General features: G+C 49.0%; 23 protein-coding genes. 18 read left to right on the top strand and 5 right to left on the bottom strand.

All coding sequences use genetic code 11. From position 1 onward, the window contains the following. The first annotated feature begins 129 nt into the window (after positions 1-129). The 4 genes from AAHB90_RS17975 to AAHB90_RS17960 all read left to right on the top strand — a co-directional run bounded on the left by AAHB90_RS17975 (position 130) and on the right by AAHB90_RS17960 (position 5048). Positions 130-504, top strand: a complete 375-nt coding sequence (locus AAHB90_RS17975; protein WP_015812834.1) for a BlaI/MecI/CopY family transcriptional regulator — start codon at positions 130-132, stop codon at positions 502-504. A 14-nt stretch (positions 505-518) separates the two neighbouring features. Continuing rightward, a complete protein-coding gene (locus tag AAHB90_RS17970; protein ID WP_342086579.1) occupies positions 519-2105 on the top strand; it encodes a M56 family metallopeptidase in 1587 nt (528 codons plus the stop codon). A 21-nt stretch (positions 2106-2126) separates the two neighbouring features. Next, the gene (locus AAHB90_RS17965; protein WP_342086578.1) at positions 2127-3950 is read left to right on the top strand and encodes a TonB family protein; all 1824 of its coding nucleotides are present in this window, start codon (positions 2127-2129) and stop codon (positions 3948-3950) included. A gap of 69 nt (positions 3951-4019) precedes the next feature. Further along, a complete protein-coding gene (locus AAHB90_RS17960) occupies positions 4020-5048 on the top strand; it encodes a Gfo/Idh/MocA family protein (RefSeq protein ID WP_342086577.1) in 1029 nt (342 codons plus the stop codon). 80 nt (positions 5049-5128) lie between these two features. On the opposite strand, the gene AAHB90_RS17955 is transcribed toward AAHB90_RS17960, so the two are convergent. The 3 genes from AAHB90_RS17955 to AAHB90_RS17945 form a co-directional block, all read right to left on the bottom strand. Further along, positions 5129-5521, bottom strand: a complete 393-nt coding sequence (locus tag AAHB90_RS17955; protein WP_342086576.1) for an ExbD/TolR family protein — start codon at positions 5519-5521, stop codon at positions 5129-5131. A gap of 60 nt (positions 5522-5581) precedes the next feature. Continuing rightward, positions 5582-6265, bottom strand: a complete 684-nt coding sequence (locus AAHB90_RS17950; protein ID WP_090157321.1) for a MotA/TolQ/ExbB proton channel family protein — start codon at positions 6263-6265, stop codon at positions 5582-5584. Positions 6266-6385: 120 nt separating this feature from the next. Further along, positions 6386-6970 carry a Uma2 family endonuclease gene (locus tag AAHB90_RS17945; protein ID WP_342086575.1) on the bottom strand — a complete coding sequence of 195 codons (585 nt, stop codon included), beginning with the start codon at positions 6968-6970 and terminating at the stop codon, positions 6386-6388. A gap of 171 nt (positions 6971-7141) precedes the next feature. Between AAHB90_RS17945 and AAHB90_RS17940 the strand changes: the two genes are divergently transcribed. The 13 genes from AAHB90_RS17940 (at position 7142) to AAHB90_RS17880 (ending at position 20097) form a co-directional block, all read left to right on the top strand. Next, complete coding sequence (locus tag AAHB90_RS17940; RefSeq protein ID WP_342086574.1) at positions 7142-7621, top strand: hypothetical protein; 480 nt, start codon at positions 7142-7144, stop codon at positions 7619-7621. Continuing rightward, complete coding sequence (locus AAHB90_RS17935) at positions 7618-8283, top strand: hypothetical protein (RefSeq protein WP_342086573.1); 666 nt, start codon at positions 7618-7620, stop codon at positions 8281-8283. The genes AAHB90_RS17940 and AAHB90_RS17935 overlap by 4 nt, the downstream gene beginning before the upstream one ends. 146 nt (positions 8284-8429) lie before the next feature. Next, positions 8430-8783 (top strand): hypothetical protein, encoded by a 354-nt coding sequence (locus AAHB90_RS17930; protein ID WP_342086572.1) that lies wholly within the window; start codon positions 8430-8432, stop codon positions 8781-8783. Between the two features lie 117 nt (positions 8784-8900). Beyond that, a complete protein-coding gene (locus AAHB90_RS17925; RefSeq protein WP_342086571.1) occupies positions 8901-9731 on the top strand; it encodes an MbnP family protein in 831 nt (276 codons plus the stop codon). A gap of 18 nt (positions 9732-9749) precedes the next feature. Beyond that, on the top strand, positions 9750-10883 hold the full coding sequence (locus tag AAHB90_RS17920; protein WP_342086570.1) for a cytochrome-c peroxidase: 1134 nt from the start codon (positions 9750-9752) through the stop codon (positions 10881-10883). A 110-nt stretch (positions 10884-10993) separates the two neighbouring features. Further along, positions 10994-11371, top strand: a complete 378-nt coding sequence (locus AAHB90_RS17915) for a hypothetical protein (protein WP_342086569.1) — start codon at positions 10994-10996, stop codon at positions 11369-11371. Between the two features lie 44 nt (positions 11372-11415). Beyond that, positions 11416-13761, top strand: coding sequence for a TonB-dependent receptor (locus AAHB90_RS17910; RefSeq protein WP_342086568.1), 2346 nt, complete (start codon positions 11416-11418; stop codon positions 13759-13761). Positions 13762-13767: 6 nt separating this feature from the next. Continuing rightward, positions 13768-15303, top strand: a complete 1536-nt coding sequence (locus AAHB90_RS17905; RefSeq protein ID WP_342086567.1) for a PepSY domain-containing protein — start codon at positions 13768-13770, stop codon at positions 15301-15303. Between the two features lie 110 nt (positions 15304-15413). Beyond that, on the top strand, positions 15414-15743 hold the full coding sequence (locus AAHB90_RS17900; RefSeq protein WP_342086566.1) for a DUF6787 family protein: 330 nt from the start codon (positions 15414-15416) through the stop codon (positions 15741-15743). Positions 15744-15960: 217 nt separating this feature from the next. Further along, positions 15961-16773 carry a mechanosensitive ion channel family protein gene (locus AAHB90_RS17895; RefSeq protein ID WP_342086565.1) on the top strand — a complete coding sequence of 271 codons (813 nt, stop codon included), beginning with the start codon at positions 15961-15963 and terminating at the stop codon, positions 16771-16773. 131 nt (positions 16774-16904) lie between these two features. Then, a complete protein-coding gene (gene ffh / locus AAHB90_RS17890) occupies positions 16905-18227 on the top strand; it encodes a signal recognition particle protein (RefSeq protein WP_342086564.1) in 1323 nt (440 codons plus the stop codon). 13 nt (positions 18228-18240) lie between these two features. Continuing rightward, positions 18241-18741, top strand: coding sequence for a hypothetical protein (locus tag AAHB90_RS17885; protein WP_342086563.1), 501 nt, complete (start codon positions 18241-18243; stop codon positions 18739-18741). Positions 18742-18852: 111 nt separating this feature from the next. Further along, the gene (locus AAHB90_RS17880; protein WP_342086562.1) at positions 18853-20097 is read left to right on the top strand and encodes an alkaline phosphatase family protein; all 1245 of its coding nucleotides are present in this window, start codon (positions 18853-18855) and stop codon (positions 20095-20097) included. A 1-nt stretch (position 20098) separates the two neighbouring features. On the opposite strand, the gene AAHB90_RS17875 is transcribed toward AAHB90_RS17880, so the two are convergent. Continuing rightward, positions 20099-20764 carry a hypothetical protein gene (locus AAHB90_RS17875; RefSeq protein ID WP_342086561.1) on the bottom strand — a complete coding sequence of 222 codons (666 nt, stop codon included), beginning with the start codon at positions 20762-20764 and terminating at the stop codon, positions 20099-20101. A 91-nt stretch (positions 20765-20855) separates the two neighbouring features. Between AAHB90_RS17875 and AAHB90_RS17870 the strand changes: the two genes are divergently transcribed. Continuing rightward, entirely contained in the window at positions 20856-22313 is a 1458-nt protein-coding gene (locus AAHB90_RS17870; protein ID WP_342086560.1) for an NADH-quinone oxidoreductase subunit N, read from the top strand. Here AAHB90_RS17870 and AAHB90_RS17865 read toward each other — a convergent pair. Continuing rightward, entirely contained in the window at positions 22310-22480 is a 171-nt protein-coding gene (locus AAHB90_RS17865; RefSeq protein WP_342086559.1) for a hypothetical protein, read from the bottom strand. The two genes, AAHB90_RS17870 and AAHB90_RS17865, sit on opposite strands and share 4 nt — an antisense overlap. Between the last annotated feature and the right edge of the window lie 11 nt (positions 22481-22491).

Below are 22491 nucleotides of genomic sequence, written 5' to 3'. Positions count from 1 at the left end.
CAAACCGTCAAATTTCACATGGCGGTTTTTTTATTTTTAACAATAACTAATAAAATAGTTTTGAAACTAACAAAATAGTAATACATTTGAATACCGATTAAATAATAACCCATTTTAAAGAAAGAACACATGGAAATTCGTAACCTGACGAGGGCCGAGGAGGAGGTCATGAGAATTCTCTGGCAGCTGAAAAAGGCATTTGTAAAAGACATCCTCGCCGAAATGCCCGAGCCAAAACCCGCCTACAACACCGTATCTACCATCATTCGTATTCTCGAAAAGAAAGAGGTCGTTGGCTACAATGCTTACGGCAAGACACACGAATATTATCCGCTCATTTCGGAGGAAGAGTATAAACGACACGAAATGAAGCAATTGATGGTCAATTATTTCGACAATTCGCTCCCCAACCTGGTTTCCTTCTTTGTAAAAGATAACGATCTGAACACCAAGGATTTGGACGAGATCATGAAGCTGATCAACCAACATAAAAACGACCAGTAAACCGTCTGTTAGCCATGGAAACTTTAATATACATCGGCAAGGTAAGCCTGTACTGGACGCTGCTTTATGCTTGTTACTGGCTGATGCTGCGCAAGCATACGTTCTTCCAATGGAACCGTTGGTACCTCATCGGCTCCCTGCTGATCGCCTTTGCATTGCCGGAGATCATCTACCCCGCCACCGCACCCGAACTACCCGTGATCTACGAAATGAATGCTTCGACTTTCGCCGTGATAAGCGGGCAGTCGAAAGAACCGGAAAGCTGGACATGGATAGAGATTCTGACATTAGCCTATGTAGCAGGACTCGTCGCCGCCGCCTCACAGCTGGCCCGCCACGTTGCACAATTGGTGCATTACCTGCGCTCGGGCGAGCTTATCGAGCTGGAAGACTGCAACGTAGTCCTGATCGACTCAAACCAGGTAGGCTCGTTCTCATTCCTAAAATGGATCGTCATCAACCACAACGACTATGAAAACCATTTCGACGCCATTCTACGGCACGAAATGGTACATACGCAACAGCGGCATAGCCTTGATATCCTGCTGATCGAGATTCTGCGGACCGTTTTTTGGTTCAATCCGGTGCTACTGCTGTATAAGCGGTCGCTACAAGAAATTCACGAGTACCTGGCCGATGCGCAAGCCCCGAACCGTGAGTATTACGCCCAATTCCTCGTCGCATATGCGCTCAACGCGCCTGTGGCGTCGCTTACCAATCACTTTTTCAAACCGTCTCAGTTAAAAAACCGTATCCAGATGATCTATAAGAACCGCACATCCAAATGGATGCTGGGCACCTACGTGGCTGCCGCAACAATGATCGGAACCAGCGCACTCCTCGTCGCCGGCTGTGAGAGCCAGGTTTCAAAGGAAAATGGGGCTCCTAAAACGGAAGCTCGTTCGAAAGACGCTACTCCCATCTTCACAGTCGTGGAAGTTGCACCGGAATACCCGGGTGGAAATGCCGAGATGTTCAAGTTTCTGGCCCGGAATATTAAATACCCGAAAGCTGCTTCGGACGCCGACGTGCAGGGGAAAGTCTTCGTCAATTTCATTGTTACTCCGGAAGGCAATATTAAAAATGTATCGATCCTGAAAGGCATTGGCTTTGGCTGCGATGAAGAGGCGCTCCGCGTGGTTTCAAAATTCCCCAAATGGGCTCCCGGCAAGCAGAATGGGAAGGCCGTCAACGTGAAATTTACCGTCCCAATCAACTTTATGCTGGCAAAAGAGGGAGAGCATACAGCTACCGATAAAGAATCAACTGTTGTAGGCTTCAAACCCGTATCACATGCCGTTAGTCCGGAAACAATGAAAGAGGGCGTGCTTCTCGCCGAAACTTTCGGGGACAGAACTGACCTTACTGTAGGAGAAGGTTCGGACGCTAAAATAACATTCCGGGGTACATCCGAGCCATTCACGGCGGAAACCCAACCGCTTTACATTTTGGACGGCGAGGTTATCGAAAGCCTTGCGCTGAATACGATAGATCCTAACACCATTAAGAGTGTTAGCGTATTGAAAGGTGCACAAGCCACTAGTCTGTACGGTTCAAAAGGGGCGAAAGGTGTCGTCTCCATTAATACAAAAAGTAACTAACGTTTAGCAACGCAGCCCGGCATGGAAACGCTCCTCTATCTGGCAAAGGTCAATGCATATTGGTTATTATTTTACACCTGCTATTGGTTTTTGCTTCGAAAGCATACATTTTTTCAATGGAACCGCTTTTACCTGCTGGGCACGTTGCTGATTGCATTTGCATTGCCGGCGATCCATTTCGCAGAGCCGATCACGACTATTCACGTGCCGGAAACTGTTTACCGGAAAGCTACCATATCGGTGGCCGTGGTGGCAGGAAATGCTCCTGCGGCAAGTTTGCATGCCTGGTGGTGGGTTGCCGGACTATACCTGGTCGTTGCGGTCTGCCTGATGTGGACGTTCGTTTCCGGTTTGTTCCAACTGTTTAAAGCGGCCCACCAAAGCGAAAAGATCGACATGGAGCACTACACATTGCTGTTGCTTCCGGAGAATGTTGGAAAAACCAGTCAAAGCTCGTTTTCTTTCTTCTGCTGGCTATTCCTGAGCGACCACGACTACCGGCATAATCCCGATGTTGTGATCAGGCATGAATGCGAGCACATCCGGCAGTGGCATACCGTGGATATCCTGATCGCCGAACTGGTTAAAATAGTCTTCTGGTTCAACCCGGTGCTTTGGCTGTACAAACGATCCATTCAAACAGTACACGAATACCTGGCGGACCTCCCTGTTCCGAACCGGAACGATTACGCCTCTTTTCTGGTCGCCTACGCCATGCGCAGTCCTGACATTGCAATTGCTAATCATTTTTTCAATTCATCGATACTCAAAAACCGTATCCAAATGATTTACAAAAAACGCAGCTCTCACTGGTTACGGACCAAGTATCTGCTGATATTACCGGTCGTGATCTGCTCCGTGACCATCTCGGCCTCGCACGCTCCCCTGCAAACGGCTATCGGGCAAATTAGTGCACCAACACGCGAAGGAGCAAGTATCAAAGGCCAGATAGCGGACGAAAACGACGGCCCGATCCCCGACGCAACCATCGTATTGGCCGGAACGACAAAGGGTACCACCACTGATAAAAATGGACGGTTTGAGTTGAAAAACCTACCGGAAGGCTCCAAATTGGTCATCACCCACGTCGCCTACGAGCCACACGAGCTTACACTCACGGATACCCAGACCAACTTTTTACTGATTCTGAAAAAGCGGGTCAACGAAATCAAAGGTGCTGTGGTTGTAGGTAGGCCCGCCGTCGCTGAAAATGCTACCGTCCCCTCCTCGACGGTTCCTACTGAGAATTCGGACATGAAAGTGGTCGATCGGTTACCAGAATTTCCCGGAGGCAGGGACGCATTGATGCAATATCTACTTCAAAATCTGGAATATCCGGAAACGGCCCGTAAAATCAATGTAGAGGCGATCGCGCTCGTTTCATTTGTGGTGGACAAAAGCGGGGATATCCGCAATGCGAAAAGCTTGAAAAACATCGGCCATGGAATTGATAAGGAAGCACTACGGGTGGTAAATGAAATGCCCAAATGGACGCCCGCGGTACAGAACGGCAAACCGGTTGACATGGAATATACTTTGGAGGTGAATTTCAAAATGGAGAAAAGTGGACAGGATAAGCGGCAGGGTTTCCTGAATTTCAATACAAAAAGCTTTTTCCCGACTCCGACGATTGATGAAATCGGCTCCTTTTCCAATGGAACGCTGAACCTGTCGAAATCCGGAAGAGTTCCGGATATTGCGTACGGTAGCTCATACAGCGTTATTCCGAGAGTACCTGCGATGAGTGAAACCAATCCAAACGATAAATACCGCTATCTCAATTACAGTGACGCAGATCTGAAAATCCGAAAAACGGCTTGGAAGTACCAAAAGCTGATTGAATAGTTTTCTCGCAGCTTTTCTAATCCGAAATTCTGATATTTGGAAGAATAACCAAACCTATTCTTCCCATTCATGTCAGTACTGAAAGCCGCGATCATCGGCGGCGGGCACATTGCCGACCAGAACCATCTTCCGGCGTTGGCCAAATTACCGGATCGCGTCAAAGTCATATCGATATGCAGCCGCGACATCCACAAGGCTCAGGCCCTGGCGGATAAACATGACGTACCATTTGCCTACGATAATCCCGACGATATGTATCGGAGCGAGGGCAAGCCTGACATTGTCATCAACTGCACGGCCAACAACCTGCATTACCCATTCACGATGCAGGCGCTCGAAAATGGCTGCCATGTATTTTGCGAAAAGCCCCCGGCTATGAATGCACGCGAGGCGCGTGAAATGGCCGATCTGGCAAAAAAGAAAGGCCTGGCCCTGGCATATAACTTTCAACGGCGGCATGCTCCGGAATACACGACGCTGAAAAATTACCACGCGCTCGGCAATCTGGGCGACATTTACCATATCAAAGCCAACTATCTCCGCCGCCGCGGCATTCCGGGCTGGGGTAATTTTACGAACAAAACCATTCAGGGAGGCGGTGCCTTGATAGATCTTGGCGTCCATATCCTCGATCTTGCACTGGGTTTGACCGGCTATCAGCAGCCTGCACATGTTCTCGCCAACACGTATGATTTCATTGGAAAAACAGGAGGAAAAGGCCTGAAAGGAGCCTGGAACCCTGCTACTTTCGAGGTGGAAGATGCGTGCTTTGCCCATCTGTCGTTTCCAGGCAATGTGAGCATTGCGTTATCTACGTCTTTCGCACTGAATATGGAGCAGGAAGAGACGATTAACCTGGAAATATTTGGTACAAAAGGCGGGGCTAAGCTCTTCCCATTGTCGGTACACACCGAAATAGCAGGCGAGCTGGCCGATATCCGCTTCCCGTATTTGACCGACGTCGATGCCCAATTGGAAAACACCACGGCTTTCCTCGATCTCTGCGACGGCAAACAAGCTAACATTTGCGACGGAGAACAAGGCGCCATCCTGCAATCCATCATCGGACAAATCTATCAAAGCGCAGCTAACCAATAGCCACGAAAAAGGGCTTGAAGATCGAATCTCCAAGCCCTTTCCGTTCTCCTTCCTCCCTCTTCCCTTTCCTCCCAAAAACTCTATTTGGCCGTAGCCATTACCATCTTGATATCATTCTTGGCACCGATTTCGAGCACATCGACCAGGTCCTGCACGGCGAGGTTCTTATCTACCCGCAGCACGACTGTGCGTTCTTCGACATTGGCAAAAATATTTTGCAGCTCCACTTCCAGCCTGTCGAATGGAACAGGCTCTTTGTCAATGAAATAAGCCTTATGCTCGTCGACTGACAATGTGATCTGCTTTTTGTACATCTGCTGTGTAGCCGCTGCTTTGGGCAGCATCAGTTTGATTACGTTCGGATTGGACATCGTCGAGATGATCAAAAAGAACAGCAGCAGGAAGAACATAATATCGTTGAGCGAGTGCGTGAACACCTCCGGGGCAAACCGGCTCTTCCGACGTATTTTCATATTGGAAAATGTAATGGGTTGTCAGAAACGGCAAATTTGAAAACAGGCCGCATCTATATATCAATTTTTTGCGGCAACAGGCTTTTGAAGCACATCCAGAAAATCGGAAGCAGCCATTTGCAGACGCAATGCAAAACGGTCGATTTTCATGTTCAGCAAGTGGTAACCCGCGTAAGCGATCAAACCGATGATCAGACCGGAGCCCGACGTGATCATTTTCTCGTACATACCACCGGCAATCGTACTGATATTAAAGTCGTTGGAGATCGAAATGTCGTAGAAAATACGGATGATACCGGAAATCGTACCGACGAACCCGAGCATCGGCGCGATACCCGCGATGACCCCGAGGTAGGGCAGGTTACCTTCCATACGCTGGATCTCGATCTGGCTGGCGTTTTCAATCGTTGTCTCAATGTCTTTGATCGGATAACCGATGCGACCGATCGCTCTTTCAAGAATACGGCCCGCAGCATTACGCTGGTTTCTGCAAAGCGACTCAGCCGATTTCAGATTTCCTTGCTGAATAAAATCCTTCACGTTGTCAACAAATTGCGGCTCGATCTTACCGTTTGCGCCGATACCGAGGAAACGTTCGATAATGAGGAACAATGTAGCCAGGAACAACAATCCGAGTGGCAACATTACCCACCCCCCTTTGGCGAGCAGATCAATTACAGAAAGGCCCTGCTCAGCGACGGGTGCAGCCGCAGTAGAGTCAGTAAGTGCTTGCAGAAGCATCATATCAGAAATAAAAAGTGAATGGTTAAGCGAATGAAACAGAGGTCGATTCTATTCAAAAACAATTTTGATCTTAAACGGAGCAAAAAGCCCCTTATTGTTTAAAGGGCAAATATAGGAAAATTACTCTTCGACCGGGGGTAAGAGACTGCTTACATTCTCAATGCCGTCATAAAGATCGGCCATTTGCAGCGTAGCGCCGATGGTTTGAATGGTAATTGATTCGGTTAGGGAGAATGCGTCATCGGCCACGATCCATTGATTATCGGGCATCCGGCGAAACACCTGCGCATCCGGTTTCCGGGAATCGATCGTCACATATTCCTGCAAGGTTTCAATGTCACGGTACAACCTGAATTTCAGGCTGCGGTCGTACTCCGCAGTGGATGGGGAAAGTACTTCTATGATCACGAATGGATTAGTGATCGTTATGCGATCCAGTTTTGAAAATTTGTTCGGCCCGCAGACGATAAGAACATCGGGATAGGTATAAAGCGAATTCGCCGGAATGTGAATCCGCTGATCACTGGAAGAGCTTCTGCATGACTTGTTCTTTTTCAAAACAATCCCTACTTCTATCGAAACGTTTTCCTTAACCCGATTGTGGTTTGGCGCTGCCCCGGCCATCTTGAAGATCTGGCCCTGAAAATATTCGCTCTTTTCGAAGGCGTCGTTTTCAAGCCGGAGATATTCCTCTTCTGAGTACATGGTCGGTTGTGGATATACTATTGCGAGTGCTGCTGACACAGTGTGGTTTTTTCTCAAATATACTTTTATTGACTCAAATTCAATGCGCTAAAAAACAGCGATTATCCGACGGCAGCAACGATGTGTCAGGAAGATGTGTCTAACCGGTTGTCTAAAACATCACGGACCGCTTTGATGAAACAGCTTCTACCCATTATCCTCGTTCTATCAGCTATCAGCGTCCAAGGCTGTGTGGACTGTGGTCCGCAAGCGGAACTTTCAGCAAGAATACGTTTTACCGGCAAATCGTTGAAGCTGGATTCCGTTTACGCATTGAATGCAGTAAGTCAGGATGCCATTACGCGGCAACTAGCGGATGCCACACCCCGTCATGTGGACGCGTTACCGATATCACTTCTATCTGACACTACCACATATGTCTTCCGTTTTGCCGAACGCACAGATACTCTTTCTATTTACTATCAACGAGTTTTCCGCTACAAAGGTGGATGCGGATTTGTCACCGATGCAAGGGAACCTGCGACGGGAAGCCATTACTATTCCACTTTCAGCAAGACAGAGATTCATTACGATACCTACGTCCGCCCTGGCCAGCAACCATGGCTAAGCTCTAATCCCGGTGCAGGAATTTCAATAGACATCGAGCCATGAGAAGATTCATCGCATTAATGATTCTCATGAGCGCACCTTTCGGTACACAGGCGCAGGACACGCTAGCGAGAAGAGCTTCCTACATCGGCCTTGATGTGATCAACAGCCTGCCTTCTGTCATTTTTCCCAAAGGCTATTACATCCGCTACACCACGATTATAGAGCCCTATTACCTGTTCGATCTGAAAAAGGCCGGCAGACGATTGTACTTCGGAGCGGGTTTTGCCAGTGGCGACACCCGTCAATACAGCGATTTCAGCCCATCGCAGGCATTCAAAGGCGTGTACGTGCGCGCGGCGTATGAGGTGCGACGAATGCGCAGTACCCGCAGAATCCTCTACGCTGGCTATGGGCCGGTCGTTTCCATTGCCGGATACCATGGAAAGTACCTCTTCAAGGGTCCCACCTTCGGCGATTACGAGCGCCAGTTCCGGGAAACAAATAATATCGCATTGGGTTTCGAAGGCTATTTCGGGTTCGATTTCAAGTTGGCAAAAGATTGGCTTTTGCGTTTGACGTTCCGAAACGTAATGGGGCGGCGATCGGCCGCTGACAGCTATGTTCAGTATTTTCCCGGGTTTGGTTATACGATCGAAGGGTTAAATAACAGGTTCCTCTATTCCGGCGGCCTGTCGCTGCAAATCCACTATAAAGTCCGTTAACACACAAGCCCGTTCAACATTTCAGCGCTTTTATACGTATTGATGTTTACCTTTGCCCCGCAAACATCATTTCTTTCCGTTTGTTCGTTTCTGATATTGTGAGAAATTCTGCCAAACAATGGATATCTGTCAGCCTCCTTGGCCTCATGCTGGTCAAAGTGTGGGTGATTCCTTTGTTGTACCTGGATTTTGAGATCAGACGTGAGTACATCGTTGCCAATCTTTGTGAAAACAAAAACAGGCCGCAAATGCGCTGCGATGGAAAATGTTATCTGGCCAAACGCATCGCTTCGCTCGACGAGCAGGAAAAACGCCAGGCCGAAAAAACTTACATGTCGCGGCTGATCGACCAGGTAATGGACCAGCGTTCGGATTTTACCTTTACCAAACCGCCCGTGGTGGTGGAGTTTTTGCCACGAGCAGTTTTCTCTCTTGCTTCAAGTTTCACACCCCGTGTCGCGGCGGACGACATTTTTCATCCCCCCGCTCGTCTGATTTAGCATAAAATCACCCCATTTCCAGTTCTATCATTAGCTAGAACAAATTCTGTTTGCAATTTTGCCGGCTCAAAACGCGCTCATCCGTTGCGCGTGAACTATTATTTTACAAATACATACATGATGAAAAGAACATTTTCATGGCTGTCGGCATGGGTACTTGCCTCGGGGTTGCTGGTGGTTTCATGCTCTTTCCCCGACGAAGAAGATGATACCGATCCGATTGAAACCGGTACTATCCAACTGCAATTCGACAATATCGTGGGCGACAAGGATTTGCAGCTCGACAGTACAAAATACGTCAACGCGGCAGGAGAGGATTTTACAGTCAGCAAGCTGAATTACTACATCTCCAATATCAAACTCACAAGAACGGACGGCAGTGTATTCACGGTACCGCAGGATTCGAGCTACTTCCTGATCCGCGAGGCCGATTCGCAATCTCAAAAACTGACGATCCGAAATGTGCTGACAGGTGACTATACCGGCATTGAGTTCCTCGTGGGCGTCGACAGTCTACGCAGTGTGATGGAGCCGGACTCCCCCGGACGAAAGGGCATTCTCGATATATATGCAGGACCTACCAACGAAGAAGGAATGTATTGGGACTGGAACCCAGGTTACATTTTTCTGAAACTGGAAGGCTCTTCCGATTCATCTGCCACACCCAATGGGAAGTACTATTACCACATTGGCTTTTTCGGGGGCAGAACACAAAGAACAATCAACAATCTCAGGACCGTCAAGCTGACTTTCCCTGGCCAAAAAGCGATCGTTACCACCAGTATTGTGTCTAGTGTGGTTATTCAGGCCGATATCCAGAAAATCTTCAACAGTCCCACGCAGTTAAGCATCAAGCAGAGCCCTTCATTGATGTTTACCGACTCTACGAAATATGTCGCCGACAACTACGCGGGTATGTTCAATGTCAAGGAAATAAAAATTAATTAAGCCGCGTTCGCAAGCGAAATGAGGAAGGTTACAGGCATATTAAGCATTTTGGCGGCCCTGCTGGCTCTGGTGGTTTCTTGTAGTAAGAAAACCGACGCTCCGGAGCCAGTTGTTCCGCCCGACGATAAGCCTACGCCATTAGAATGGACAAAACCTTCCTATTTTCCTGATCCCGTTTATGATTTATCCGAAAACCCACTAACCGTCGAAGGTGTCGAACTCGGAAAGTTTCTTTTTTATGACGGCATTCTCTCGCGGACGGACAATATCGGCTGTGGTACCTGTCACCAGCAGCAGGCCGCATTCACGCACCACGGCCACGATCTGAGCCACGGTGTGGATGACAAAATCGGCACCCGGAACGCTCCGTCGGTACAGAACATGGCATGGAACACCTCTTTCTTCTGGGACGGAGGCGTGCATGATATGGATATGGTGCCGGCTGTTCCCATTCAAAACAAGGTCGAAATGGACGAACGGGTCGCTAATGTCATCGAAAAACTAAGAAAAACGCCCGTAGCGGGTGCCACCAAGCAGGTGGATTATCCCAAAATGTTCAAAGCCGCGTTTGGTAGCGATAGCATTACCGCTGACCGAATGATGCAGGCGCTGTCGCAGTTTATGATGACGATGGTTTCGGCCACCTCACGGTACGATTATTTTGTAAGGGGTGACGCTTCTGCGCTGACGGCCCAGGAGAAGGACGGTTTATCAGTATTTAAGCAAAAATGTGCGTCGTGCCACGCAGGCGAGCTTTTTACGGACCAAAAATTCAGGAATAATGGCCTCGCACCGAACCGCATCAACGACCAGGGCAGGTACACCATTACACTGAATGCCGACGACCGGCTGAAATTCAAAGTCCCGAGCTTGCGTAACGTGGGCCTGACAGCCCCTTACATGCACGATGGCCGGTTTACGACCCTGGAACAGGTGCTTGATCATTACGCGAATGACAAGCCAGGCAGCAAGGACAGCATTTACGTTTCACCAACATTGGACCCGCTCCTGAATGTAGCCGGACAGAAACGGGGGATCAGCCTGACGAACACAGAAAAGCAGTCAATCATTGCATTTCTGAAAACATTGAACGACGACGATTTTATCAAAGACAAACGTTTTTCCGATCCCGGCATAGGGACATCGTTCTAGAGTACTTCGGCTGTCGGCTATCGGCAGTCGAACCTTTTGTATTAAATTAAACAAACCGAAAGCCGAAGAAAAAAAGCCGACAGCCGACTGCCGAAAGCCGAAGTAAAAATATGCGCTCCGTTATAGCCTACATACTGCTTGCAGCTATTATGCTACCCACGCTCAGCCCGTGGGGAACGATCGCCTATTTTAAACTGAACCGGGAATACATCGCCAAGGTACTTTGTGAAAACCGGAAACGCCCCGAGCTGCATTGCGACGGGAAATGTTACCTCGCCAAAAAACTCAGACAGCAACAGGAAAAACAGGATAAGGAAACTTCCGAGAAAGTCCACAATATGCCTGTTATCCAACTTTTTACACCACAACCATACTATTACAATTTTGAACCGGAGATCAAAGTATTCCGCGAACCGGTTCGTTTCTTCCATCAATTGCTTTTCTACTCCGCGCCAATTGGCAAACTGCTGCGCCCGCCCAGGAGATAAAATTCACGATACCTAACTGAATTTTAATCTCTTAAAGCATTATAATGAACCTGAAAATATTTTTACAGGCGCTGTTCCTGTATGTATGCGCGCACGCCACCGTCGCGCAGGGCATCGAAGGCAGTGTATTTGACACCCAGACCAAAGAACCCATCCCCGGGGCAACCGTGCAGATCGTCTCCGCGAACCTCGGTACGACAACCGACCATAACGGCCATTTCGCATTCAGCAGCCCCGTATCCAATGCGGTACTCCATATTTCCAGCATTGGATTTTCTGCCAAAGAGGTTCAGATCTTAGATGGCAAGAGCATTCAAATCGGACTGGATGCGGCTACGGAAAACCTGCAATCGGTAGTGGTGACGGGCAATCGTGAGGCGACTTTGCGGACCGAAAGCCCTATCGCCATTTCTAAACTGACTCCCCGGATGATCGACGAGGCCAAACCGACGGCCATGTACGAGATCGTGAACAAGGTACCGGGCGTAATGATGGTGAACCTCGGCAACGAGCAGCATTCGATGGCGATTCGCCAGCCGTTTACGACCAATGCCTATTTCCTGTATATGGAAGACGGTGTGCCGATCAGGCCTATGGGTGTTTTCAACCATAACTCAATCCTGGAATTCAACCAGTTCGCGATCAGCTCGGTGGAAGTGGTTAAAGGCCCGGTTTCCTCGATTTACGGCCCGGAAGCAGTGGGTGGCGCGATCAACTTCATCACGCAGCGGCCAACGATATTGCCAACTGCCAAAATCGGCGTACAGGCCGACCAATGGGGCTACAAGCGCGTGCAATATGGTGCGGGCGGCATGATCGGGAAGTTCGGCGTTTACGTAGGCGGGTTCGTCGCCAACCAGCGGAATTCCTGGATGAAGAGCTCCGATTATGATAAGAATGCGATCAATGCGCGGCTGGAATATCATTTCACGCCGTCGACGCGACTGATTTACACCCTGGCATACAGCAAGTATGATTCTCAAACCAGCGGCAGCGTGGATAGCCTTGCATTTTACTCACGCCAATATGTGAGCACCACCGATTTTACCTACCGTAAAGTGAGCTCGTTGCGCAGCCGGCTTACCCTTGAAAAAGACTGGAAAAATGGCTCGCAGACATTCGTAACTGCCTTCGCAAGAAAAAATGAGCATGGTCAGAACCCGAACTACGGCATCCGCTGGACGCCGGGACAGACCACCGCGAAGGGTGAAATCAATTCGAGCAATTTCAAAAGTCTTGGAATACTCGCCCAGCACAGTCAGCGGTTCAGTTTTCTCAATTCCAAGCTGATCACAGGCGCTGTTTTCGACTTTTCACCGTCGAATTACTGGTCCTACCAGGTCGATCTGGCCGCCCAGCTGCGACCTGATAAAAAGTCGGTGGAGAAATACACCATCATAAAAGAGCGCCCCGACATCAAAAACGCCGATTATGACGCGGATATCAAGAATATGGCCGCATACACGCAATATGATTTCGAGCTGTTGCCGAAACTGCGCGTGTCCGCAGGATTGCGGTACGACCGCATGTCATTTACCTACACCAACTTCCTCGACAGCACTTCCGGCAGCAAATCTTACAGCAAGGTTACTCCCAAAATAGGTGCTACCTATGATTTGGGTAAAGGGAAAGGGATTTATGCCAATTATTCGAGAGGTTTCTCGCCTCCGGGTCTGACGTCGGTATTCCGTAAACGTACGGTAGCGGCGGAGAACGGCGATTTGTTTTACTACAATCTGAAACCTGCGGAGTTTAACAATGCGGAAATCGGCGGCTGGGTTTCTTTGCTCGACAACAAGATTTATGTCGATCTCGCATTCTACCAAATGAATGGACGCAACGAGTTGCTGAATGTGCGGCTGCCGGATAATTCCTACGACTATCAATCGGCCGGAAAAACACTGCACCGCGGCGCGGAATTTGGTGTGACTTACAAGCCTACCAAGGAGTTTTTCTTCCGTTTCGGCGGCACTACGGCCATTCACCGCTACGAGGAATTTATATTGAGCAACCGCGATTCCGATGTTGTCAAGAATGTCAATGGCAAGGATATGCCGTCGTCGCCAAAATGGCTCTGGAATACCGAATTCAGTTATTATCCCAAATGGTTCAAGAACTTCCGGTCGTCGGTGGAATGGCAGCATGTGGCTTCCTACTATCAGAACCAGATCAATACCGTCAAATACGAAGGCTACGACATCCTGAACCTGAGATTGGGATACAACTGGAAAGGCATCGAGCTGTTCACCAATGTCCTCAACCTCACCGATGTGCTTTACGCCACCAACGCGACGCGCGGCAATAATGCTACCGACCGCACGACCTACACCGCTGCGGCACCGAGGACGTTTGTTTTCGGCTTACAATACACTTTCACAGGTAAAAAATAACAGGTTATGATCGAGGAAATCGCCATCAAACCAAACGGATCATTTAAGGCAAAGGCCGAAAAGACGATCCGCAGGAACATTTACCGCTGGCACCGTATACTCGGGCTGCTGGCGCTTGTTCCCACTATTTTCTGGACCGCCTCGGGCGTCATGCACCCGTTCATGTCGCACTGGTTCAAAACGTCCATTGCCCACGAGTCTTACAAAGCTGACCCGATTGCGCCAGCCGACGTGACATTGCAGCTCGGGCAGATATTGATCCAAAACAAGGTTACAGAATTCAGGAATTTCAGGTTGATCAAGTTCGAGGGAGATACCTGGTACCAGGTAAAAGGCGTCGACGATAAGTTAAGGTATTTCAATGCCTCCACCGGCTCCGAACTGCCCGATGGTGACCGGAAATATGCCGAGCACATGGCGCGCTATATGCTTGGTGATGCGAAATCGAAGATCCTTTCCAGCACATTACTGACCGAATTCACCGATCAGTACAAGTATGTGAACCGCTTTTTGCCCGTGTGGAAAATCAGCTTCGACGACGACCGTAAGATGGATATTTATGTCGAAACAGGCCAGAGCCGGTTTGCTACTTTCAACGACAAGGGGCGCAAAGCGTTCATCTGGGTGTTCAGCACCTTCCATAACTGGGGTTTTATGGATCTGATCACCAACAATACGATCCGCATTGCGGTCATGGTGACATTCCTGAGCCTCATTATCCTTTCGGCAGTCGCCGGGGTGACGGTGTATGGGTTAATGTGGAAAAAGTTTAAATCCGGCCTCTCAGGCAACCAGCGCGGGATTTTGCGCAAGTACCACCGTTCGATCGGCATCTGGTGCAGCATTTTCACATTCACTTTCGCGTTCTCGGGCGCCTACCACGCTGTTCAGAAACTGGATCCCGACCAGCGACAGAAATACATTTACGATCCGGTGATCAAAACGGAAGAAATCGCCCAGGCATCGGTGATTGACCTTAACGGTGTCACCAATATCGGATTGATCAAATGGGGCGAGAATATCTTCTGGCAAACCGTGCGGAAGGACTGGGAAACCGACAAAACGGTGGTGGATTACACCAACATTCGCGACGGTAAAAAGCTCGAAGACGGTAATATCCGTTTCGCGAAATACCTCGCGCGCAAGTTCGCCGCGCAGGAAGAACGCAATGCCGAAAGCTGCTGCGACCTGATGGAAGCGCAAATTTCGTCGCCTATTTCGGATGCAGAGGTAGAGAAAGCTTCGCTCGTAACCAGTTTTGCGGGTGAATATGGTTTCGTGAACAAAAGGCTTCCGGTGGTCAAACTCGCGTACGATACGCCCACCCACACGACCTATTACATCGAAACCACGACCAGCCGCCTTTCGACCAAAGTGGAAGATCACAATCGCCGCGAGGGTTTCAGCTTCGCATTCCTGCATAAATACAGCGGTTTGGATTTCCTGGGGAAAAATGCACGCGATGGCGTTATGACAGCCGCCGCAGCCAGCGTTTTAATCGTAAGTGTGCTGGGGTTGCTCGTGTTTTTGAGGATTAAATAGATGATCCGCCTTTCACGAACTCGGCTATTAAACCTTCATTAAAACCAAGGATTTCTGCGATTCGCGTTGTTTCTTTGCAGGAAATTCAGTCGCAGTCAATACAGTAACATATGCAAAGCGGAGAAAAGAATGCACAGCCCTGGTTGGGCAAAATGCAGGAAAAATGGGGATTGGAAACAACCAGGCAGGTTTTATTGGTACTCGCAGTTTTCAGTTTATCAGGTTCGTCGGTGGTATGGCTCCGGAAAGGGCTCTTTTACCTGCTCGGGTATGACGACACGACGCCGATGTGGCTCAAAACCATTACCTACATTCTGTTCATTTTCCCGACCTACCAGAGCTTATTACTGCTTTACGGGTTTCTGCTAGGCCAGTTCTCGTTTTTCTGGGAAAAGGAAAAGAAGATGTTCCGCTGGATCGCCGCCAAGTTCAGGAAATAAGTGAATACAAAGTATACTCCAAAGGGTGAGCAGACGGTAACAGAGCCGCGCTCACCCTTTTTTCATTACATTACTACCCCCGACAGAACAATTTCTACCCAAAGATTTTGCCCGCCACGTTGCTAATGTCTCCGGAATGAATGACTTTGCAGCGGAATGTACATTTCAGTCACAACGTTTCACACAATTCACATCTGTCAACAAAACCTCTACACGCATGAATTTTGACATTATCAAAGCGCAGATCTGGACGCTGGCAACACTCTATGGCGGCAAGATCCTCCTGGCACTCCTGGCTTTTATCATCGGCCGTTTTATTGTAGGCAAAATCAGCGCGATGCTGACCAACGTAATGGAAAAACGCAAGGTCGACCACGACGTGCAGCCATTCCTGAGCTCGCTGATCGTTGTCTTGCTGAATGTAATGCTGTTGCTCAGTATCGCGGGCATCGTAGGTATCGAAACGTCCTCATTCGTGGCGGTACTTGGTGCGGCCGGTCTGGCGGTCGGCTTGGCATTGCAGGGTAGCCTGGCAAATTTTGCAGGCGGCGTCCTGATCCTCATCTTCAAACCGTACCGCGTCGGAGACCTGATCAACGCCCAGGGGTTTACGGGAACTGTCGAAGGGGTACAGATTTTCAACACCGTCCTGGTAACACCCGATAACAAAACCATTATCCTCCCGAACGGAGCATTATCGACATCGCCGATCACCAATATTTCAGGAAAAGGTAAGATCCGCGTCGATATGGTATTCGCCGCAGGCAGTCAGAACGGTGTGGACAAGATCAGGGCTTCGGTACAAAAGGTGGTCGACGCCTGCCCCACCGCATTAAAGGACGTTTCGCACGATATTCTGGTCACCAAACTCACCGAGAACGCCATTTTCTTCGACGTACGCGTGTGGACACCCAGCGCGACGTATTGGGATACCTATTATAATGTGCATGAAGGGATCAGCCGCCAGTTCGCTTTGGATGGCATTCAGGCACCAAAACCAGCGGAGCTAAGCGTCGCAGTGAAGCAATAACCGGTTCGGAGCAGGAGCTTCGAACCAGCGAATATTGAGGAGTACGGGAGGTAACTTTCCTGTACTCCTCATTTTATTTATACCTTTGTGTTTTATTTCAAATTCAGGTTCAGATTCATAGATATTATTCCATGTTTGAAAACTTACAGGACAAGCTTAATAACGCCTTTCGCACACTAAAAGGAAAGGATAGGATATCAGATATAAATGTTGCCGCTACCACCAAGGAAGTACGTAAGGCATTGGTCGACGCCGATGTTAACTTCAAGGTAGCCAAAGAAATTACCGACCGCATCCGTGAAAAGGCCCTCGACAGAAAAATCCTGATTTCTGTTGAGCCAGGGCAAATGTTCGTCAAAATCGTGCAGGAAGAGCTGACCGAATTGATGGGCGGTAATGCCGAGGGGATCAATATCAAAGGCGATCCCGCGGTAATCCTGATCGCAGGTTTGCAGGGTTCCGGTAAAACTACTTTCTCCGGAAAACTAGCTGCATTGCTCAAAAAACAAGGCCGCCAGGTACTCCTTACCGCTTGCGACGTGTACCGCCCCGCGGCGATCGACCAGCTGAAAGTGCTCGGCGAGCAGATCGGGGTAGAAGTATATTCGGAGCCTGAAAATAAGAATGCCGTCGACATCGCGCGGAATGCCGTTGCACATGCGAGAAAAATAGGCAAGAAGATCGTTATCGTCGATACTGCCGGCCGTTTGGCGGTGGACGAAGTGATGATGAAAGAGGTGGAAGACATTAAATCTTCTGTAAAACCTTCAGAAATCCTTTTCGTGGTCGACTCTATGACCGGTCAGGATGCGGTGAATACGGCCAAGACATTTAATGAAAGACTCGATTTCGACGGTGTCGTTCTGACCAAGCTGGACGGTGATGCCCGCGGTGGTGCGGCGCTCTCGATCCGCCAGGTGGTTGAGAAGCCAATCAAATACATCAGTACCGGGGAAAAAATGGAGGCACTCGACTCCTTCTACCCCGATCGTATGGCAAGCCGCATCCTCGGCATGGGTGACGTGATCTCGCTCGTTGAACGCGCCCAACAGGCATTCGACGAGGATGAAGCGAAACGCATTAACGCCAAAATGCGTCAAAACAAATTCGATTTTGACGACTTCCTCGGCCAGTTGCAGCAGATCAAGAAGATGGGGAACGTGAAAGACCTTATCGGTATGATCCCGGGAATGGGCTCAGCCATTAAAAACCTCGATATCGACAACGAATCGTTCAAGCCGATCGAAGCGATCATCCAGTCGATGACTAAAAAAGAGCGTGAAAACCCCGATATTATCGACGGCAGCCGTAAAAAACGCATTGCGACCGGTAGCGGAACCTCCATTCTGCAAGTCAACAACCTGATCAAGCAGTTTGATGAAATGCGGAAGATGATGAAAAAAATGAATACCATGCAGGCCGCAGGCAAGCTGGGCAAAGCAATGCGTCGCTAATAAACACTCCTCGATGAAACGAGTTCTTTTGATACTGATGCTGGTAATGCTGGCAAGTTTGGGAAAACTGCGGGCGCAAGCATCGGTGGGTTACTACCCGTGGAGCAACTTACTGACTGTCAGCACGAATGCAAAAAAGGCAATCTGGCTGGATACCCGGTTGCAAACCAACTCGCTGTTCAGCAGCCTGAGCATCGACCTGCTGCCGATGATCAATCTGAAAAGAGGCGAAGTGGTGCAATGGTATCTTGGCGGCGGCCTCAGGTTAAACCCGCTATACCGCATTGCCGACGCCGATGCGGATCTGATCACCATCGACGGTTACTCCGTGAACGTAGGCGTACGCATATCACCGCTCCCGATGAACCGCCGCATTATGCTCGCATTGGAACTGAACCCGTATGTGAAGGATAAATTCGATAGCGGCGTACTCAAAACCCATTTCGGGCTCGTATATGCATTTGGCAAAAAGAAGAAAACGGACGCGGCACCGGAACAGCCGGTGAGTCCATAGAAAACACAAAAGAAATTGTAATTAATAATAATTTCTTAGTCTTAAAATCCCTCAAATTCGGTGAAATAGCCGTTAATTTGAGGGATTTTTTATTAAACAGTCATTCAATTTATGAAAACCCGTTTTTCCTTTCTGCTATGGCTAATATTGGCCATAATCATCGCCCCGACGGCCTTTTCCCAGGCTACGAAAACCAAAAAGGTCGTCTTTGTGATCGTGGACGGCATTTCCAGTGACAGTAAGGAGAAAATCGCGACCCCGCATCTGGACGCGATCGCGAAGGTAGGCGGCTACACGCGCGCACATGTGGGCGGGGGCAAAGGCACCTATTCGCAAACGCCGACCATTTCAGCCGTGGGTTACAATAGTCTGCTTACGGGAACCTGGGTGAACAAGCACAATGTTTGGGATAACGATATTAAAGACCCGAACTACAATTACTGGACACTTTTCCGCTTCCTGGAAGAACAATATCCGCAAAAACGCACCGCTATTTTCTCGACCTGGCTCGATAACCGCACTAAACTCGTCGGCACCAACCTGCCGCAAACCGATAAACTGCAAATCGACTACTCCTTCGACGGTTTTGAGCTCGATACCGTGCATTTCAAACACGATAAGCAGAGCGAATACATTCATCAAATTGATGAGAAAGTAGTAGACGAAGCTGCTGTTTACATCCACGACAATGGACCGGATATGTCCTGGGTATACCTCGAATACACCGACGATATGGGCCACAAATACGGCGATAGCGAGCAGTTTCACAAAGCAATCGGTACGATGGACGACCAGATGGGCCGCATTTGGAAATCCATTGAATACCGTGAAAAGAACTTTAAGGAGGACTGGCTCATCGTAGTCACTACCGATCATGGCCGCGACGCCAAAAGTGGCAAAGGCCACGGTGGCCAGAGCGACCGTGAGCGCAGCACGTGGATCGTTACCAATGCGAAGGATTTGAATGCGAATTTCAAAGCAACGCCGGGCATAGTCGACATTTTCCCTTCCATAGCACGACATATGGACCTTAATATCCCCAAAGAGCAAGCTTTCGAAGTTGACGGCGTCCCATTTACAGGAAAGCTGTCGGTAACAGCGCCGGTAGTGCAAAAGTCAGATGGCAAGGTTAACATCACCTGGAAGGCCCTAGAAAAAGATGGAAAAGTAAAGATCTGGCTTACCACAACTAACCTGTTCGGGAAGGGAGGCCGCGACCTTTATTACCTGATGGACGAGATAGAGGTCACCAATGAAAAAGCCGAAATAGATATTTCAAAATATCCTTCCGGCTTTTTCAAGATCGTTCTTGAAGGGAAATACAACAGTGTAAACCGCTGGCTTGTGGAAAAGTAAGCTAGTTGCCTCCGCGACCTGCTTTATAGGAATCATACTCTTCCAAGAGGCGGATCAGGTCGTCTTCGCCTGCGAAATCAAGCTGCTGCTCTTTAATAACATAGTTCAGCTTGTTCTTTTCGTCGGTAAGCAGTTTAAGAAAACTGTTGCGGTTATTAAGCTGAACGGGATTCATTTTATCATCCTTCAACAAATACAACTTTGCGCCAGCGTCCATTTCTCTTGTGGCGCTGGCTTTTTCCGTTTTAATGGGATTTGTATATTTTTTCAAAAGCTTGGTATTACCATCATAAAGCACGCGGTAAAAGCTTTTGGAGGTTTGGTCGCCGACGGCGGGGTAACCACTCCTGAAAGTATACAACTCTACACCGCTTGGAATCGAGAACTCCGCAACGCCGGACGATACCCGGTATAGGTTTGAGCCGACTTTGTACTCTATTTCGTCTTTCAGATAGTCATATCTCAGTTGAACACCGTCATGGACACGATCATCGCTCGTCCTGACCGCCCCGGAATACCATTCTTTCAAAAGGTACGGGGATTTTTCCCCAGCCGCCGGTTGTGTTTCCTGGTAAGGCGTCCCCGCCAGCCCCGTCGAATCCTGCGCGTTTGCCTGAATGCTCATAATGCAGAATGCCAGCGAGAAAATTCTTAGCAGATATTTCATGATTAAGTTGGTTAATTTGATAAGTTCGAGGTTTGAAAGCCGAAGGGCTGGATTGTTTCCGTACTTTTGCACAAAAATTGTACCTGCTCTCTTGGACATCAACGATCAGCTCATACATATACGCCAGAGCCTCGGCGGAATCATCCCTGAAATTTTTCTGGTCCTATTCTTTTGCCTCTTCCTGCTCACCGAACTGATTTTCACCAGGCGTTTTGGCCAGGAAAAATCAAGGTTCTATTTGTTGAATGTAGCACTGGCGGGCAGCTTAATAACCTTGTTACTGGTGATCGCCCAATGGAATGAAGAACCTTCGTTCCGGTTCCAGCCCTTATTGTTTCTCGACAGGCAGGCTGTTTTCTTTAAAATCCTGATCACGCTCGCCTGGATATTTACCTTGCTCCATGTTCGCATTCTAAAATACGATTTCCCGGCCGAATACCACGCATTGCTCGTTGCGGCCGTGGCAGGGATGCATTTGCTGACAATGTCCACACATCTGCTGTCGATTTACCTCTCGCTCGAACTGATTTCCATCAGCTCGTACCTGCTTGTAGCATTGTCGCCCTATAAAAAAGCGGCGGAAGGCAGTATCAAATACCTGCTTTTCGGGACCGCCAGTTCGGCGGTAATGCTTTATGGCATTTCGCTCATTTATGGCCTCAGCGGCACGCTCGACATCACCAATGACGCTATGACCGTTGCCCTCAGCAGTAATTCGGACCTGGTAGTAACGGTCACCATTGTACTGACACTCGCCGGCCTGCTCTTCAAGCTTTCGCTTGTGCCATTTCACGTATGGACGCCGGACGTTTACGAAGCAGCGCCTACGCCATTAGTATCATTCCTCTCGGTTGCGCCCAAAGCGGCTGTTATACTGGTACTCATGCGCCTGGCGGGGATTTTGCCGGCACAATATTTCCCTGTTTTAGGAGGGATCGCATTGATTAGCATGACCATCGGTAATGTAGCAGCCCTTTGGCAAAGTAATGCACGCCGTTTGCTCGCCTATTCCTCCATTGCCCAGGCGGGTTATCTGCTCGTAGGCATTGCCGCATACAGCCGTTTTGGCTTCGAAGCTGCCGTGTTTTACACCGCGGCCTATCTAATCATCAATCTCGCCGCATTCTTCCTCGTCGATCTTCTACAACCGAGGCAGGAAACCGAACTCAAAGATTATGAAGGCTTGGGCCGCAACTACGTCTGGGTTTCAGGCGTCCTGACCGTCGTAATGGTCGCTTTGGCGGGCTTACCTCCTACCGGCGGTTTCACCTCTAAACTACTCGTATTCTCAGCCCTTTGGGAAAGCTACCATGACCAGGAACTGACGTGGATGTTATGGCTGCTCGTGGGCGGGATTTTGAATGCCGCTATTTCTCTCGCCTATTATATGCGGTTGCCCTATTTGTTATTTTTCAAGACGGTGAGAGCCGGGGCGGTCGTGAGCAACAACAGTGCTTCCGGCAAACTGGTCGCCGGGCTTTTCCTCGTGGCATTATTAATGCTGTTTTTCAGTCCTGAATGGCTGACGCGGTGGATTTCGGTGTTTTAATCTTGCGAAATCTGTTTCAGAAATCGTTCAGGCAGAGGGTTTTTTTGAATAAATCTAATCGCGTCCAAACGCTTTTTTTCGAAAAAAGGATTGGTCGGCACCCCAATTGATTTCACAACCTGAATTCCAGGAGAAAACTCATTGTGTGTTTTTTTTGAAGCTTTCATTTCTAGTGCGT

The organism is Dyadobacter sp. OTU695, from assembly GCF_038440355.1.
Classification (GTDB): Bacteria; Bacteroidota; Bacteroidia; order Cytophagales; family Spirosomataceae; genus Dyadobacter.
This window is presented reverse-complemented; position numbering and strand designations above follow the sequence as displayed.

Excerpts from the sequence above, each read along its gene's own strand:
- AAHB90_RS17935 (WP_342086573.1), top strand. The coding sequence starts at position 7,618 with ATGAGAAGATTCATCGCATTAATGATTCTCATGAGCGCACCTTTCGGT.
- AAHB90_RS17875 (WP_342086561.1), bottom strand. The coding sequence starts at position 20,764 with ATGAAATATCTGCTAAGAATTTTCTCGCTGGCATTCTGCATTATGAGC.
- AAHB90_RS17965 (WP_342086578.1), top strand. The coding sequence starts at position 2,127 with ATGGAAACGCTCCTCTATCTGGCAAAGGTCAATGCATATTGGTTATTA.
- AAHB90_RS17920 (WP_342086570.1), top strand. The coding sequence starts at position 9,750 with ATGAGGAAGGTTACAGGCATATTAAGCATTTTGGCGGCCCTGCTGGCT.
- AAHB90_RS17895 (WP_342086565.1), top strand. The coding sequence starts at position 15,961 with ATGAATTTTGACATTATCAAAGCGCAGATCTGGACGCTGGCAACACTC.
- AAHB90_RS17960 (WP_342086577.1), top strand. The coding sequence starts at position 4,020 with ATGTCAGTACTGAAAGCCGCGATCATCGGCGGCGGGCACATTGCCGAC.
- AAHB90_RS17970 (WP_342086579.1), top strand. The coding sequence starts at position 519 with ATGGAAACTTTAATATACATCGGCAAGGTAAGCCTGTACTGGACGCTG.
- AAHB90_RS17925 (WP_342086571.1), top strand. The coding sequence starts at position 8,901 with ATGATGAAAAGAACATTTTCATGGCTGTCGGCATGGGTACTTGCCTCG.
- AAHB90_RS17950 (WP_090157321.1), bottom strand. The coding sequence starts at position 6,265 with ATGATGCTTCTGCAAGCACTTACTGACTCTACTGCGGCTGCACCCGTC.
- AAHB90_RS17900 (WP_342086566.1), top strand. The coding sequence starts at position 15,414 with ATGCAAAGCGGAGAAAAGAATGCACAGCCCTGGTTGGGCAAAATGCAG.
- AAHB90_RS17910 (WP_342086568.1), top strand. The coding sequence starts at position 11,416 with ATGAACCTGAAAATATTTTTACAGGCGCTGTTCCTGTATGTATGCGCG.
- AAHB90_RS17865 (WP_342086559.1), bottom strand. The coding sequence starts at position 22,480 with ATGAAAGCTTCAAAAAAAACACACAATGAGTTTTCTCCTGGAATTCAG.
- AAHB90_RS17975 (WP_015812834.1), top strand. The coding sequence starts at position 130 with ATGGAAATTCGTAACCTGACGAGGGCCGAGGAGGAGGTCATGAGAATT.
- AAHB90_RS17955 (WP_342086576.1), bottom strand. The coding sequence starts at position 5,521 with ATGAAAATACGTCGGAAGAGCCGGTTTGCCCCGGAGGTGTTCACGCAC.
- AAHB90_RS17945 (WP_342086575.1), bottom strand. The coding sequence starts at position 6,970 with ATGTACTCAGAAGAGGAATATCTCCGGCTTGAAAACGACGCCTTCGAA.
- AAHB90_RS17880 (WP_342086562.1), top strand. The coding sequence starts at position 18,853 with ATGAAAACCCGTTTTTCCTTTCTGCTATGGCTAATATTGGCCATAATC.
- AAHB90_RS17905 (WP_342086567.1), top strand. The coding sequence starts at position 13,768 with ATGATCGAGGAAATCGCCATCAAACCAAACGGATCATTTAAGGCAAAG.
- ffh (WP_342086564.1), top strand. The coding sequence starts at position 16,905 with ATGTTTGAAAACTTACAGGACAAGCTTAATAACGCCTTTCGCACACTA.
- AAHB90_RS17885 (WP_342086563.1), top strand. The coding sequence starts at position 18,241 with ATGAAACGAGTTCTTTTGATACTGATGCTGGTAATGCTGGCAAGTTTG.
- AAHB90_RS17915 (WP_342086569.1), top strand. The coding sequence starts at position 10,994 with ATGCGCTCCGTTATAGCCTACATACTGCTTGCAGCTATTATGCTACCC.
- AAHB90_RS17930 (WP_342086572.1), top strand. The coding sequence starts at position 8,430 with ATGCTGGTCAAAGTGTGGGTGATTCCTTTGTTGTACCTGGATTTTGAG.